This window comes from Rania fehmarnensis (assembly GCF_056494185.1).
The window spans coordinates 2,309,853-2,322,705 of sequence record NZ_CM151398.1 but is presented as its reverse complement, the minus strand read 5'-3'; the positions used below and the strand labels follow the sequence as shown (position 1 = coordinate 2,322,705).

Below are 12,853 nucleotides of genomic sequence, written 5' to 3'. Positions count from 1 at the left end.
TAAAGCCTTATTCAATGACCTGACTGACTTGACCATCATCGATGACGCATTGATACATCCAAGCCGTGGCATCGACGGTGAATGATGCAAAACGTACCGAACCATCGCCGTACGCTACATTCAGTCCGCCGGGGTGACTGGAACCAAAATAACGCCGCCAAGTATTAGCGGTGTCATTGCCAGGTTGGCCAATGACAATGATTGTCTTGTCCAAGTCGCTCTTTGGAGGAAAGTGGTATCGCACTACGCACTCATCCCAGCCAGCGTTGTTCCAGCGTTCGTTGTCACCACCATCAGTCCCCTGACGCGACGGCGGTAAACACTTCTCCGCGGCTACGATCGAATTGGAGGTGCCGTCGATCACGTCAGCCAGTCGACGCTTGGCTCCCTGTGCTGACCAGGTGATGTATCCCTTGCGCCCACTGGTGTTGCCAAAGTTCTCGGGCGTACGTTCGTTGCGACGCGGTGACATACCCAGCGGTGCTGCGGGAATATCTCCCCAGTTCTCATGGACTTCGCCTTGATAGTATCCAGCACAGCCGGCGTAATCACAGCGTCCGAATAACGCCGTGCCGTAACCCGTAGGTGCACGTCGCGAAGGACAGTAGTACGTAGAAATCAAAGATCGAGCAACCGTATTTTCACCGTTGTAGTCGGCCGGGCGGCCCGAATGAATCGGCGGCAGATCAAAGCGAGCCTGGTTATACACATTCGATTGCTCAATAAACGGCAAAATGTGGAACCAATGGCTCCAACCATTTGGATGAGCCGCGTTACAACAAGTGGTGCCGCTTTCATAGTCACCAATCGGCTCGTTATAGACCATGCCCGGCAAGGTCGGGTCACCATCGTATGGCCCCTTGGGCAGATACTTATAGGCCGATTCATGATTCAAAAACGCCAGCCCAATTTGCTTTAGATTGTTTGAACACTGCATGCGTCGTGCGGCTTCACGCGCAGCTTGTACGGCCGGCAACAATAGACCAACCAAAATCCCAATAATCGCAATCACTACCAGCAGTTCTACCAGCGTAAAACCACTTCCTCGCTTCAGATGCATCACAGCCCCTCCTTCAAAAAGACAAAGAACATTCGCTGCCAAATCACCAAAGGGATTAGAACCACCGATTGTGTGGCATCGATGAACGCTCAGCGAAGTTTCAACGAAGAAAAAAACAGAGGACGCAACTTAGGAAAGATGCAGCGACCTCGGCGAACTTCCTACCGACCGACAAAAGACGACAAACTAACCTTCCGCGAAGTAAACAAGGCATATTGACACATCTACTACATTCGTAGTACAACCAACTACACCTGTAGTACATGCCTTCATAACGCAGAGATTGATCGTGGTTCAGCGCAGATTGCTTGCAAGCGAATTAGAGATTCTGGACATTCTGTGGCAACATGGTCCGCTGTCGATCGTCGAGGTCCAAAGGCACATGCCGGCAGGCGTAGGTTATACGACGGTGCAGACGCGGCTCAATCGCATGTGTGACAAGGACTTGCTGAATCGATCTAAAACGCGTCCCAGCAAGTACACCGCCGCCATGGATCGCCAAACCGCCTCTGCGGCTGACCTCAAACTCTTAGTCAAGCGGGTGGGGCAGGGGACTATCGTTCCGCTAGTGGCTCAGCTGATCCAATCGCGAACTCTCAAGCCGGGAGAATATGCCGAGCTGAAAGCACTGATCGAGCAGGCGGAAACCAAAGCCAATTCCAAAGCCAAATCAAAAAAGGAGTCCAACCGATGAGCTCATCATCATACCGCGACCGGCTGCAGTGTTGACACCGATCTGAACCTCGCCGACCGGAGCATGCTCGACGGTGTAATTTCCATGCGCGTCAGCAGGTCCTGTCATGGAACTCGACGCGTTAACCACGATGACGAGTGCGTAGGGAACGGGCTTGCCCTTATAGGTGATCTTGCCTGTCATCGAAGCGTCGGACAGAACCATCCGCTGTTCTTCGGTGAAGGTGGCAAATCTGTAAAGCAGAAAACCTGCGCACAAGAGTAACGCCGTCGCCAAAATTCCTTGTTGCACATTCTTGTTGTTCATAACTGAATCTATTCGATTACGATGTCTTGATTGTTGTCGCCTTTGGCAACAGATAGGTTTAAAGTGATGCCGGACGTGTTGGGGTCAGCCATCTTCTTTTCGCCGCTGGCATTGTCCCAAGCCATGTTCCATACGCTCATACCGGCTGGCGTTGGCCGACCGAAAGCCTGAGCACTGGGTACGTAGCTGGTCAAACCCATGGGCGCAGGTATGCCGCTATTGATCCAGCTATATCCACCGGCTTGAACTTCTTTGGCCGGTGAGGCATCGCTTGGGCATATCAGGAACGGAGGAGCGTAGAAGAAGCTGGTCTTCTGTCCGTTATCGGTAACTTCATTGTACGCCAGGTACTTACCACGGTACGGCACGGTGTTCGCGCCGCGGTTGGTCAAAACATTCAGCCAACCATTGATAATCAGTGGTGGAAACTCACGCATGGTATCGTGAGCATTGTGCAGCGCAAGCCCCTCCTGCTTGAGATTGTTCGTACACTGCATGCGTCGGGCAGCTTCACGCGCTGCTTGAACTGCTGGCAACAGCAATCCGACTAGGATGTCAATGATGGCGATGACCACCAGCAACTCCACTAGAGTACCTTAAGCCATTGAAATTTTTGCGCCGCACCCACCAAACCCCTGTCGAAACAATCCACGTGAGGGGATTTTAAGCCCCCGTTGGGAATCCTCGCACGACGTAACCAAGTACTCGCAGGCCAGTCAGGCTACTTGCGACCTTCGCCAGGAAGATCGGAGCATGTTGAATTCACTTTTTTGTCGCTTACTTATGTTTGCATTGGCAGTGGCCACAGGCTGCAGCCGTAACGACATTTCCACCAGGCCTCAGCAAACGCCGGCCAGACTCACTGCGGAGCAGATGCGAGAAGACCTCGTTCAATACTACAAGACCGCGTTAAGGGCGTGGGCTTACCGGGAATCTCAAAAGACTGATCACTCGACGGAACTCCGGGACGCGCTCGATCGTATCACAGCCCAGATTACACCGGAGACGACGGAACAGAACTTCTCGTTGATGTTGCGAGAGTTTGCTGCCTCGCTCAAAGATGGGCATTCGGAGGTGTTTCTGAAGACGACTCCGGAGGCGCATACTTATTCATGGCCGATCGGCTTTGTCGAAGTTCGCGAGGGCGTGATGGTGGCAAATCTGAATTGGCTGGCTGACAATCCCGGCATATCGCTGGGTGATTTGTTGATTGCTGTCGATGGCCGGCCAACTGAAGAGTACCTCCAATCACGCTTGGCCATTACCTCGGCGTCCAGTGATCATGCTCGGCGAGTCCTAGCGATTGACCGACTGCACTGGTCCGAGCACCCGCTAGTTAGACTGAGACTTAAGAAGCAAGATGGTTCGGAGTTCGAGGCTGCGCTCGGCTGCCTACCGGAGAGATTGAATTTTAGGGCTAACGTCTCAGGCAAGTTCTGTGAAATGCGCTCAGCGGGAGACTTCCCGTGCATCAGTATCCGCTCGTTCACCTGGAACAACCAGAATTTCATTGCGGCCCAAAACGACCAACAACGAGATGAGGCACTTGCTCAGGCACGAGCCGAAATCGACCAAGCGTTCACGACCGCTGCTGACGCCAGTGGCCTGATCCTAGACCTACGGGATAATGAGGGAGGTCTTGAGTTGTTGTCTACTTATGTAGCTGAACATCTCTTCGCAGGCGATTTTTTGTACTACGAGTTGGAAAAACACTCCTCTGAGACGCGAATACCTCAATATCCGCGAAGGTGGCAGGGATTTAGCCACTACGTAGGTCCTGTTTTTGACGGCCCGCTAGTTGTTTTGATCAATGAACGTTGCTTTAGCACGACGGATAACCTGTGCGCCTTTCTCAAGGACGTTCGTCTGCATACTGCGTTCGTCGGTCAAGCGACTCATGGCGGTACTGGCGAACCCACAATCGTTGATACTTTGTCGCATAGTGGGACACGGGTACAGTTTTGTATCTCGCGCGTCTATTCGCCGAGCGGCCGGCAAATCGAAGGTCTTGGAACGCTACCTGATATTGCAGTCGAGCTGAATCGTACAAGCCTCCTGCAGGGTCGCGACCTTTGTCTTGAAGCCGCAGTGAACCTGCTACGCGATTGGCAGTCCGCCAAGTAGCCGGCGAGTTCAAGTTACTTGCAGCATTCGCGATTGATTTGCTGGCATTCGACTTTCCCAAGATTGGAGACAGTCTACTTGCCCCGCGCGCGTGCTCTGTCCCCAGGCGCCAACGGGGGCGCGAACGGGGACAGAGCACGGGTGGGCTGCCGCGGGACGGCTGATGCAGTTGGGCGACTTGCCGGGTTCGGTGCGGCTGGGGACAGACTCTCTACCTTCCTAGCAATGATTTGCTGGCATTACACGAGTGCCCTGCGCGTGCTCTGTCCCCAGGCGCCTACAGAGCGGCTGGGGACAGACATGTTGCATTCCTAGCCCTGATTTGCTGGCATTGCCTGAGTGCTATGCGCGTGCTCTGTCCCCAGGCGCGAACGGGGACAGAGTGAGGTGGTACCGCTTTTCTGGACAGTCCAGTCTCTTGCGCGTCAGGACTGGGATAGAGCACGCGCTTCATCTTTAAAACGCAGAGACGCGGAGGATCGCAGAGAAGAAGACCTCAGGTTTGCAAATGCGGTGGTTTGATTTGTCGAGCAGTTGGGTACTTGCCCCGCGCGCGTGTCTGTCCCCAGGCGCCAACGGGGGCGAGAACGGGGACAGAGCACGGGTGGGCTGCCGCGGGACGGCTGATGCAGCTGAGCGACTTGCCGGGTGCGGAGCGGCTGGGGACAGCCGCTCTACACTTGGGGGGACGTGAATCCAATCACGGATGGAAACGTGCAATTAGCGGGCGGTGATCGCTGGTCGATTCGCTGTCGGGAAAGTCACCGTCGCGAACAATCACATCTGAATCACCTCGCCAGCTCTTGGCAGCGTTGGCAACCCAGATGAAATCCAAAATCGATTCGGGGTAGCGATCAACGCGGCGGTCGCGAATGCTACGATCATCTGACCAGTTGGAATCGATCAGGGGGTCAGGCTTTAGCCATTGCCACACATCGCCTGCCTGCATCGCTTGATAACCGGCGTTACCCTGCGTAGTTTTGAAATCGTAATCGAAGTTATGATCGCCAGCAGAAATGGCGGGCTCGTTAATCGCCGTTGCCCAGCGCACCAGCATGCGAGCCTGGTCGGCTCGCAAGTCCGCTTCGCCTCGTGCTAAGTGATTGACGACTACCCAAAAATGTTTCGTCGTCGTCTTGTCCAGTAAACGCACGGTCAGCGGTGATCGCGCTCGTAGGGTGCCCACCTCCGGCGAGCCCGGTTCGCTAACATTGAAGTTAGCCGCAATACCACCGAAACGATGCAGCTCAACTGCCTGATCGATCTCAAAACGTGCTTTGTCCACGATCAACATCAACGAATCCGAGTCTTGAAACCCACCGCTGGCCGAAGTCACAAAATCAACTTCGGTTCCCATCCCGACGCGAACAGCATCTCGATAAGCAAAAAACGTCTTCGGATCAACTTCGCTGAGCGCCACAATCTGCGACTTTGTGTCCGCCGCCGACAGCAACTCAGTAAGTTGCCGAGCAATTACCGTGGAATCGCTCACCGGCGGCGAACCGGGACGGTTACTTTCAACATTCCAGGCCAGCAAGCGGAACTCTTGAGCTTGAGCACATGAACAAAATAGCGACCAGACAAGCGTAAACACTACAGAGAACTTCATCGAGCGGTAACCTTCCAAGATGCATGAATTCGGTGGACTGGAGCGGTAGAGCTTAGCAAATTGGCAACTCAGATTACAGAACGTCAGATTGAGGGTTAGATAAACATGAGGTTCGGGGTAGGCATAGGGGGTAGAGATTTGCGGCTCTACCTTGTGTTTTTACTCAATCCCTCTACAACAATCAGAATAGTATCAGCGCGATGCGCAATTACGATCTTTCTTGTTTGCTCTTAGAGGAGACCATTCCATGGTTCGCTCGACCCTCGCAGTCACTTTGGCTGCTGCTTTGTTCATGTCCATCGGTTGTGATTCGGCTGCTACCAAGCAGATGGCCGATCAAGCCAGCACTGCAGCCGGCAACATGGCCGCAGATGCGACAGCCGGCGCTGGTGACTTGATGGGCAAAGCTACCGAAGCCTTATCCGGTGTTGAAGGTGGCTCGGAAATGCTCAAGCAAGTCTCCGAAATGTTTGGTAAAGTGACCAGCACACTAGGCACCGTTACCGATGCCGACACCGCCAACGCAGCTTTGCCGGAAATCAGCAAGCTGACCGAAGGCTTCGGCGGTATGACCGACATGTTTGGCAAAATGCCCGACGCAGCCAAGTCGGCAGTCTCGGGCGTATTCAAGAGCTCGATCGAACAGCTCAAGCCCATGCTTGAAAAAGTACTAGCCATTCCCGGCGTCGAAGCAGTTCTCAAACCAGCCATCGATGCGCTGATGAGCAAGCTGGAAGCCTTCAAGGTTTAGCACTGCGATTGCATGGCTGTATAGAAATCCAAAGCTAACGCCTCGGCACCTACGCCGACGGCGTTGGCCGCGGCTGTGCTAAGCCGACGGCGTTAGCCGCGGTTATTGCAGTGTAGATATAGTAGGAACCGAGGCTAACGACTACGGCTCAGTTGCGGACGCCTCACTAGGCACTGGTCTCGTCCCAATGATTCCCTGCCAGACGGCCTGACTGAATACCGCCGAACAAATGAAAGCAAGAAACATTCGCTTGCCGGTAAAGCCAGCGAGCGCCACCATGACTGTACCGACCAGCACCGTGATGAGTACAACAATACTCTTTTGCCAAATATTTATCGGCACATCTGAACCGGCCAACTCTGGAAAGCGTTTCTTGATCGCCGGCCTCGTTAGCTGCACCATGGCCGTGATCAGCCAACCCGCTATCCACAACCACGTAGTTTGATGCGCCACCGCTCGATTCTCTGCAGGAAACCACTGAGCAGCCAACGTATCAGCCGCCAGCGTCACGGCTGCTAAGGACAGCGTTATCAGCATAACTTTTAGGCTCATAGCGATCTCCGTCTGAACACCATCATCCTTCACCGCCACGCAGCCGGCAAGTCTTTGCCGTAGGGCGAGTCAGTAGGACGGGTCTCCAGGCCCGTCCAATTCTCGTGACGACTGAGGGAACCGCGCCCAGCGCCGTCGGCTGAGTGTGGCATAGGCTTCCAGCCTGTGAAAGTGCAAAGACGTAGGAAACGCGGCTAACGCCGTCGGCTGAGTTTCGGCCAGCCGAAGTACCAAACGCGGATCTACCTGCAGAGAAACGACTCAGCGGTTTTGTACTCCTGCTGCCTTACTTGGGCGCGGACTCCAGCGGCCGAAAAAGCTCAGTCAACGACTTTGCGCGCGCAGTCTACGCCAAGATCGATCTTGCGAAAGCTTGGGACGATCCAGCCAATACGGAAGCTGCCAAATCGATCGTGCCGGAGTTTCTTTCGCCCATGGAGCCTGACCAGTTAGACAGCCAGGGCAGGGCGCTGACAATTGCATGATGTTCCGTAGGACGGGTCTCCAGGCCCGTCCATATCGTTTAGTTCACCTGAGCCGTGGACGTTAGTCCCGGTTTCTTCGATTGCAAGTTGGTAGGAACCGAGGCTAATGCCTGCGGCTATGATCGGACGGGCCTGGAGACCCGTCCTACGCACATTCCTGCTTCGCGAACTTGACGGCATCAGCCGATTGAACTACACTGCATTAGTGCACTAATCCACTAACGCGGAGTCAGTTTCGATGCATATCGACCCGAAGAGCCTGGTGCCTATCTTTCGCCAAATCGCCGACCAGTTGCGCCAGGCGATTGATGCGGGCGTGTACAAGCCTGGCGAGATGTTGCCTTCGCTGCGCAACCTGGCAGTTGATATTCGAGTTAATCCTAACACGGTTCAGCGGGCCTACGAAACACTCGAACGTGAAGGGATAGTCGAGACGCGACGGGGCATCGGCATCTTCGTCATGAAGAATAGTCGCCAGCGCATGAATGCGGCCGAGGAGCGCTTGCAGGATCGCTTTCAAGTCACCATTCGGCAAGGTTTCAGGGCAGGGCTAACCGTGGACGCAGTGCGTGCCACCTTCGAGACGGCCATGCGGCACATGCTGGACGAGGCCAAGAAATGACCGCACGCGCCGAGGCCGCCATCAACGTTCGCAACCTCACCAAACGCTATGGTGACAACCTGGCGTGTGATTCAATCAACCTAAGCGTCCCCAGTGGCACCACCTTCGGGCTGCTCGGCCCAAACGGTGCCGGCAAAAGCACCCTCATCCGCATGCTGATGGGTCTGACAGCGATCGATGGCGGTGAAATTGAACTGCTCGGCGAGAACGGCATCAGGCCATCCGCGCAGTTACGTGACCGCATCGGTTATGTTCCAGAGTTGCATTTCATTTATCGTTGGATGAAGGTGCGAGAGGTCATTGACTTCGTCAGCAAACTCTACGCGCATTGGGATGATGACCTGGCCAGCGACCTACTCAGCAAGTTTGATTTGCCGCCAGGTAAACGCGTGTCTACTCTTTCGAAAGGCATGACCGCTAAACTTGGTTTGCTGATCGCGATCGCGCATCGTCCAGATCTCTTGATATTGGACGAACCAACGTCGGGACTTGACCCAATCATTCGCGAAGACTTTTTGGAGAGCGTTCTTCAAAACCATAGCTGTCACGGCCGAACGATTCTCTTTTCCAGCCATCATGTCGACGATGTCGAACGAGTTGCCGACGATGTTGGCATTCTGGTGGGGGGACGTTTTGCAGCTCGAGGCACGGTCGACGAACTGCGCAGTCGCTTCAAGCGCGTTCGAATTGTGCTACCCGATGGAAAGCTACCGGTGCGAGTGCCTGCGCAAGTCATCCTCCAGAAACTTGCGCGTCGTGAATGGACCGTGACCGTCGATGGCTACTGCCCAGAGCTGCTCGACGAACTGCGATTCGAAAACGACGCAGTCAGCGCGGATGTATTCGACCTTAACCTGGAAGAGATTTTTAAAGATGTCGTACGCGGCCAGCTAGCCCAAGGGCAGGAGGTGCCACATGCTGTCAGCTCTCATTAGAAAAGATGCGGGACTACTTCGCACTTACCTGCGATGCGCAGTGGCCACAACCGTTAGCTGCTACCTGGCCAGTGGAATCATGGTCTACGTTGTGACACAATACCAAGATGCCGCTGCTCAGGGGTTGATGCATCGGACACTAAGAACTCTGCAAGGCGGTAGCAACTGCGGCTACGCTTTCACCTGTTTTTTCGCAGCCATGTTGGCGGGCAGTATCTTCACTCTCGAACGTAGTGACCGCTCGGCCGAGTTCCTGGCTTGCTTGCCCCCGACTCGCCAGCAGAATCTTATCAGTAAACTCACGGTGGCTCTGGGCGCCATTCTGGCAATGGTCGTGATTCACCAGGCCGCCTACCTCGTTGCATTGCAATTGGTGCCGTTTGTCCTGAAGCAAGGCATCTTGCTTATCGAGACACCTCTCCAGGACGCGCTGGGCGCACTCATGTTTGTCGCTGTCGTGGTGGCTATGGTAGGTGGCGCGCTGGCCGCGTCGGCCCTGGCAAAATCCAATGGGGTGCCCATCCTGAGCGGCTTGTTAACGCCAGTGTTTATCCTGCTGCTCATGCGAACTTTGATTTGGTCGCTGGACATTCCTTTGTCGGGCGATGCCTTTCGCCTGCGTATCCTGTTAAGCATGCTGGTGCTGGGAGTGGCGCTCGGTGTCTGCGGTTGTTACTGGTATCTAACGCGGAGCGAACCATGACTATCCGTTCTGACTGGCGACGTATCCGAACGATCGCCATACCCGCTGTGATTCTCACTGCGGCCTTGGGATTCTTGCTGCTGGATGGCCTGCGTTTGCGCAGCACTCAGCTACTGGAGTACGCGATACCGACTGATCGCAGCGCTCGAGCCATGCTGCAATTCATGCGCAAGTTAGATGGATCACTGCAGTCGAAAGATAGCTTTTTCGAATCCTCAAATTTTAAAGAAGTCTGCCAGGCGATCCAGGATGCCCATGGGCACCTGGATCAAGACAGGGAGAGTTTAAGCGAGACCGAACAGCGCGAAGCCGACTTTTATCAACTGCGTTACGCGGCGGGCGCAATGATGCAAGGACTCACTGCGCCTACAGAACAAGCTATCGATCAATTGTTGAGCGATACGCGTAAGTATCTTGCCTCGTCTATGCGCTACGGCACACGCGAAAAGCAAATAGCTGTCGAGACAATCTTTTTGCTCGACTGCCTGGCACTGTTGGACCACGAACGCACATTCGTACTGTGGATGCAGGCACAACTTGCGCAGCGCCCAGATGCTTCAACGGACATAGCTGCCACTGGGACGGTGCTGGAGCTGACCAAGGCGATTGAGAGCGCCTTGAACCGATTGAATATTCTTGGGCAGAAACTGGACATACAGACGCACACGCTAGATGGCCTTGCCTTTAACTCTGAATCGTTGCGTGGCAAAGTCACGTTGCTAGAATTTTGGGGCACTCACTGTCGCCCATGCATAGACGATCTGCCCGCGCTGAGGAGGATCTATGCCAGCTACAAAGAGCGTGGCTTTGAAATCGTGGCGGTATGTTTGCACGCGGCACCGGCTCGGATCAAGCAGTTCGCGACGGAACATCAGCTACCGTGGATTCAATTGTGCGACGACGAGAGCGCCGCCGAGGAGTGTAACTTTCGGCTCATGAATCAATTTGGAGTCCAAGCCGTTCCCACTGCATTTCTCACTGATGAAGAAGGGCGAGTGGTGGAGATAGGCGTGCGACCACTTACCTCCGACCATCGTGACTTGGAGCAACGGCTGCGCCAATTGTTGCCCTGAAAGCTCGGCTGAGCATGTAGGACGGGTCTCCAGGCCCGTCCGCTCTCTTTTTAGCTGCGCAACCGGACGGGCCTGGAGACCCGTCCTACGCTGAAAATACGCCGACGGCCCATGGTGAAATGACGGCTCAAACGGCTCGCGATCACCTCGAACGCTGGGGCCGATCGCTCACCTACACAACCGTCGCCACGCTCTGCCGAATCCTGTGGGAGAAAGGCTTTCTCGAGCGTGTGGGCAAGCTGCGACCATTCAGCTTTCGTTCGGTTAAGACGTTTGATGAAGTCTCCGGACATATCGTTCGCGACTTGATCCAACAACTCTTTCAAGGCTCGCGCGAACAACTGCTCGTTCAAGTGCTTGGTAAGCAAGAGCTCTCCGCGCGGAAGAAAGCGTTGCTGGAAGAACTCTTGAGCGAAGAGTCTGCGGCTAAGGCCGGTGCTGAAGGCGTCGAAGCGCTTATCGGTCTGGCCAAAGTGGCAGAATCCTCGGAGCCGACAGAACCAATTGCTCTAAAGTTCCTCAATGGCCTGCAGTTGCAGACAGTCGGCAATGAAGTTCGCGTTCAATTTGCCGATGCAATACTCATGGACAGTTTTTGCCAAAGCATTTTGCCAGAGAAGATTACCGGCTGGACGGACATTATGGCGACGGTCGAATCGTCGGATGCCCATGGTACAGTCAAGCTGTCGTGTAGAGATGAATTTGCGCTGACTGGCTTCCTGGCTCAAACGCTCCAAGCGAAAAGCTATCGCGGCCAACGCGTACGAATTTCCGCGGAGATCGGTGGCAGTGAAGATGTCCACTCGCGCTGCGGTACCATTATCTGGGGCAGCGATGATCAACTTCGCACGGTGGGCAACACGACCAGCGGCAAGACCATCGGCCAACCGGTCGATACTCAAAAGGTTCTCACACTATGGAGCCAACCCATCGACAAAACTGTGGTGTGGCGCACGCAGACCGTCGAGTGGAACGTGCCCGATAATACTGACGCACTCTCCTTCGGCGTCTACCTGGCCGCTGGAGAAGTTCAGGTGCGCAACATGAAGTTTGAAGTCGTTGGCCCAGCTACCAGTAGCCAGGCCGAAATGGAACTTGCCAGTTTGCCGCGCAATCTCATGCAGATCCCTGGTCGCAAATTGCTGGACCAACCAACCAACTTGGATTTCTCGGATAAGCCGGTCAGTGTTGAGCCTTCAACAACTCAATCGGCCCGTCGTGATTCATCGTCCAGCAAGTTGAAACGGTAAATGGAGGGGGTTCAGGTAGGACGGGCCTCCAGGCCCGTCCGCATCCTGAATGCTCAGGCAACCAACATCTAGTCGTCCTTTTGATTCCACGCCATGAGTTTCGTCGTTCGATCGTTGACTAGAAAAGGATTGTAAGGCAACGAGAATAAGTAGGACGGGTCTCCAGGCCCGTCCGCATCCTGAATGTTCTGGCAACCAACATCTAGTAAACCTAAATCGCGGACGGGCCTGGAGACCCGTCCTACATTTCTGCTCGTTGCCCCAGACCTAACTCCTGTTGGCTATTCAACTACGCAGGATCGATTCAAGCACCGCGATCTGGATCGCGCGCATCATCGCTTCACAGGCTTGACGAAACGACAAGTGACAGTGTCCCTCTACCACGTCCCACTGGTCATCGAATAATAACTACCTACCAGCCTCTAGATCGGTCGCCGCTAGTACTCTGGGGTACTGCACGTAGTCATCCAAAAGCTCGATCGCTCGGATGTATATCGTGCAACAATCAGCCGCTGTCATACCGAGACTGTTCACCAGACTCAAAAAGATCCACTTGGTAGGACGGGTCTCCAGGCCCGTCCGCTCTCTTCGTCGCTGCGCAACCGGACGGGCCTGGAGACCCGTCCTACATTTCTGCTCGCTGAGCCAGACCTGCCCCCTTTTGACTATTCAACTACGCAGGACCGGCC

At 54.7% G+C, this 12,853-nt stretch carries 12 protein-coding genes and 1 pseudogene; 8 read left to right on the top strand and 5 right to left on the bottom strand.

Going from position 1 to position 12,853, the window contains the following annotated elements:
- Positions 1–7: 7 nt before the first annotated feature.
- A complete protein-coding gene (locus SH573x_RS07650) occupies positions 8–1,060 on the bottom strand; it encodes a DUF1559 family PulG-like putative transporter (protein ID WP_479353865.1) in 1,053 nt (350 codons plus the stop codon).
- A 289-nt stretch (positions 1,061–1,349) separates the two neighbouring features.
- On the opposite strand from SH573x_RS07650, the gene SH573x_RS07645 reads away from it, so the two are divergent.
- Positions 1,350–1,754: a BlaI/MecI/CopY family transcriptional regulator gene (locus SH573x_RS07645; protein ID WP_479353863.1), complete on the top strand. Its 405-nt coding sequence runs from the start codon at positions 1,350–1,352 to the stop codon at positions 1,752–1,754.
- Here the strand turns inward: SH573x_RS07645 and SH573x_RS07640 are convergent.
- Both SH573x_RS07640 and SH573x_RS07635 read right to left on the bottom strand, forming a co-directional pair.
- On the bottom strand, positions 1,731–2,060 hold the full coding sequence (locus tag SH573x_RS07640; protein ID WP_479353861.1) for a hypothetical protein: 330 nt from the start codon (positions 2,058–2,060) through the stop codon (positions 1,731–1,733). The two genes, SH573x_RS07645 and SH573x_RS07640, sit on opposite strands and share 24 nt — an antisense overlap.
- 359 nt (positions 2,061–2,419) lie before the next feature.
- Positions 2,420–2,647, bottom strand: a pseudogene (locus SH573x_RS07635) (DUF1559 family PulG-like putative transporter); the annotation flags it as partial.
- A gap of 166 nt (positions 2,648–2,813) precedes the next feature.
- On the opposite strand from SH573x_RS07635, the gene SH573x_RS07630 reads away from it, so the two are divergent.
- Complete coding sequence (locus SH573x_RS07630) at positions 2,814–4,184, top strand: S41 family peptidase (RefSeq protein WP_479353859.1); 1,371 nt, start codon at positions 2,814–2,816, stop codon at positions 4,182–4,184.
- A 700-nt stretch (positions 4,185–4,884) separates the two neighbouring features.
- Here the strand turns inward: SH573x_RS07630 and SH573x_RS07625 are convergent.
- On the bottom strand, positions 4,885–5,793 hold the full coding sequence (locus SH573x_RS07625; protein ID WP_479353857.1) for an exonuclease/endonuclease/phosphatase family protein: 909 nt from the start codon (positions 5,791–5,793) through the stop codon (positions 4,885–4,887).
- 247 nt (positions 5,794–6,040) lie between these two features.
- Here SH573x_RS07625 and SH573x_RS07620 point away from each other — a divergent pair, with 247 nt between their 5' ends.
- Positions 6,041–6,544: a hypothetical protein gene (locus SH573x_RS07620; protein WP_479353855.1), complete on the top strand. Its 504-nt coding sequence runs from the start codon at positions 6,041–6,043 to the stop codon at positions 6,542–6,544.
- A 141-nt stretch (positions 6,545–6,685) separates the two neighbouring features.
- On the opposite strand, the gene SH573x_RS07615 is transcribed toward SH573x_RS07620, so the two are convergent.
- Positions 6,686–7,096 (bottom strand): hypothetical protein, encoded by a 411-nt coding sequence (locus SH573x_RS07615; protein WP_479353854.1) that lies wholly within the window; start codon positions 7,094–7,096, stop codon positions 6,686–6,688.
- 723 nt (positions 7,097–7,819) lie between these two features.
- On the opposite strand from SH573x_RS07615, the gene SH573x_RS07610 reads away from it, so the two are divergent.
- The 5 genes from SH573x_RS07610 to SH573x_RS07590 all read left to right on the top strand — a co-directional run bounded on the left by SH573x_RS07610 (position 7,820) and on the right by SH573x_RS07590 (position 12,164).
- The gene (locus tag SH573x_RS07610; RefSeq protein WP_479353852.1) at positions 7,820–8,203 is read left to right on the top strand and encodes a GntR family transcriptional regulator; all 384 of its coding nucleotides are present in this window, start codon (positions 7,820–7,822) and stop codon (positions 8,201–8,203) included.
- Positions 8,200–9,138 carry an ABC transporter ATP-binding protein gene (locus tag SH573x_RS07605; RefSeq protein WP_479353851.1) on the top strand — a complete coding sequence of 313 codons (939 nt, stop codon included), beginning with the start codon at positions 8,200–8,202 and terminating at the stop codon, positions 9,136–9,138. Before SH573x_RS07610 ends, SH573x_RS07605 begins: the two co-directional genes overlap by 4 nt.
- Positions 9,119–9,841, top strand: a complete 723-nt coding sequence (locus SH573x_RS07600; RefSeq protein WP_479353849.1) for a hypothetical protein — start codon at positions 9,119–9,121, stop codon at positions 9,839–9,841. The genes SH573x_RS07605 and SH573x_RS07600 overlap by 20 nt, the downstream gene beginning before the upstream one ends.
- Entirely contained in the window at positions 9,838–10,914 is a 1,077-nt protein-coding gene (locus SH573x_RS07595; protein WP_479353847.1) for a peroxiredoxin family protein, read from the top strand. The genes SH573x_RS07600 and SH573x_RS07595 overlap by 4 nt, the downstream gene beginning before the upstream one ends.
- A 119-nt stretch (positions 10,915–11,033) precedes the next feature.
- Entirely contained in the window at positions 11,034–12,164 is a 1,131-nt protein-coding gene (locus SH573x_RS07590; RefSeq protein ID WP_479353845.1) for a BlaI/MecI/CopY family transcriptional regulator, read from the top strand.
- The last annotated feature ends 689 nt before the right edge of the window (positions 12,165–12,853 follow it).

Bases quoted from the DNA above. Each gene is read 5' to 3' on its own strand.
- SH573x_RS07610 (WP_479353852.1), top strand. From the start codon at position 7,820: ATGCATATCGACCCGAAGAGCCTGGTGCCTATCTTTCGCCAAATCGCC.
- SH573x_RS07595 (WP_479353847.1), top strand. From the start codon at position 9,838: ATGACTATCCGTTCTGACTGGCGACGTATCCGAACGATCGCCATACCC.
- SH573x_RS07650 (WP_479353865.1), bottom strand. From the start codon at position 1,060: ATGCATCTGAAGCGAGGAAGTGGTTTTACGCTGGTAGAACTGCTGGTA.
- SH573x_RS07620 (WP_479353855.1), top strand. From the start codon at position 6,041: ATGGTTCGCTCGACCCTCGCAGTCACTTTGGCTGCTGCTTTGTTCATG.
- SH573x_RS07640 (WP_479353861.1), bottom strand. From the start codon at position 2,060: ATGAACAACAAGAATGTGCAACAAGGAATTTTGGCGACGGCGTTACTC.
- SH573x_RS07630 (WP_479353859.1), top strand. From the start codon at position 2,814: ATGTTGAATTCACTTTTTTGTCGCTTACTTATGTTTGCATTGGCAGTG.
- SH573x_RS07625 (WP_479353857.1), bottom strand. From the start codon at position 5,793: ATGAAGTTCTCTGTAGTGTTTACGCTTGTCTGGTCGCTATTTTGTTCA.
- SH573x_RS07590 (WP_479353845.1), top strand. From the start codon at position 11,034: ATGACGGCTCAAACGGCTCGCGATCACCTCGAACGCTGGGGCCGATCG.
- SH573x_RS07600 (WP_479353849.1), top strand. From the start codon at position 9,119: ATGCTGTCAGCTCTCATTAGAAAAGATGCGGGACTACTTCGCACTTAC.
- SH573x_RS07615 (WP_479353854.1), bottom strand. From the start codon at position 7,096: ATGAGCCTAAAAGTTATGCTGATAACGCTGTCCTTAGCAGCCGTGACG.
- SH573x_RS07605 (WP_479353851.1), top strand. From the start codon at position 8,200: ATGACCGCACGCGCCGAGGCCGCCATCAACGTTCGCAACCTCACCAAA.